The sequence below is a fragment of the Streptomyces sp. HD genome (genome assembly GCF_028369295.1).
GTDB lineage: Bacteria > Actinomycetota > Actinomycetes > Streptomycetales > Streptomycetaceae > Streptomyces.
On sequence record NZ_JAQMYP010000150.1, the window covers coordinates 1 to 1,149 of the forward strand.

Consider the following 1,149-nt stretch of genomic DNA (forward strand, 5'->3'; position numbering starts at 1 on the left):
GCCGCCGCCGCTCGTCTGGTCCTGAGTGCGGTGCTATGTGCCCGGACGATGACGATCGAGAGGGCGAAATCGAGCAGGGCGGAGGCGAGGAAGGCTCCCGCCGGGCCGGGGGTGCCGTGCTGGGCGAAGGAGACCAGTCGGCCCACGCCTCCGAGGAAGATCGGGACTGCCAGGAAGTAGACGAGCGCTCCCTGCCGGTGGATCGTTGCCGCCGTCCAGAAGAACAGGGGAGCCCATCCGACGTAGACGCCTGCCATGAAGCGGTGCACGTCGTCCGTGTCCGCGGGGCTTCCCTGCGCCAGCAGTTGCAGGCCGTTTCCGAGCGCGATGGCGGTGGCGAGCAGCAGGCAGACGCGGACGACGGTGTCGGCTGCTGCGGCAGGAGCGCGGGCCGCCATCACGACTCCTTGGGTGTCGGGGAGTTGGCCTCGGGATGGGTGGTCAGGCCTGCTCGGTGGGGCGTACGAGCAGTTCGCCGACGGCCACGTGCCGGGGGCGGGTGACGATGTAGCCGACGGCGTCGGCGATGTCCTGGCTCTGGAGGCGCTCGATGTCACCCAGACCGGCGGCGAGTGCCTTCAGAATCGGTTCCGGGTTGTGGGTGCGCAGTTCGGTGTCGACGCTGCCCGGCTCGACGACGGACACGCGGACGTGCTGGCGTGCCAGTTCCTGGCGCAGCGACTCGCTGAACGCGTTGACGCCGAACTTGCTGGCGCTGTACACGGCCATCATGGGGTAGGCCACACGTCCGTTGAGCGAGCTGATGTTGACGATGTCGGCGACCTGGCGCGGTGCGTCGGCGGCCGCCTTCACTAGGTGGGGGATGGCCGCGTGGGCGGTGTACATCAGGCCCATGAGGTTGATGTCGATCATGCGCTGCCAGTCGTTCAGGTCCGCGCCGGGGGTGGGGCCGAGGAGCATGAGGCCGGCGTTGTTGACCAGGATGTCCAGGCGGCCCAAACCGTCGACGGTCCGCTCGACCGCTTCCGCGGCGGCCGCGGCGGTGGTGATGTCGGCGGGCACGACCAGGGCCTTCCCGCCGGCATCCGTGATCTGGGCGGCGAGGTCGGTGAGCCGGTCCTCTCGCCGGCCGACCAGGGCCACGGAGGCACCCTCGCCGGCGAGCTCCAGAGCGGTGGCGTGGCCGAT

2 protein-coding genes are annotated in these 1,149 nt (G+C 70.1%); both read right to left on the bottom strand.

Annotated elements, in window-relative coordinates:
* Window positions 1-398: DUF4345 family protein (locus POF73_RS45735; protein WP_272125466.1), on the bottom strand; the 398-nt coding region annotated here is incomplete at its 3' end.
* Window positions 399-441: 43 nt separating this feature from the next.
* Window positions 442-1,149 (bottom strand): SDR family NAD(P)-dependent oxidoreductase (locus POF73_RS45740; RefSeq protein WP_272125467.1); only part of this gene is annotated, 708 nt, incomplete at its 5' end.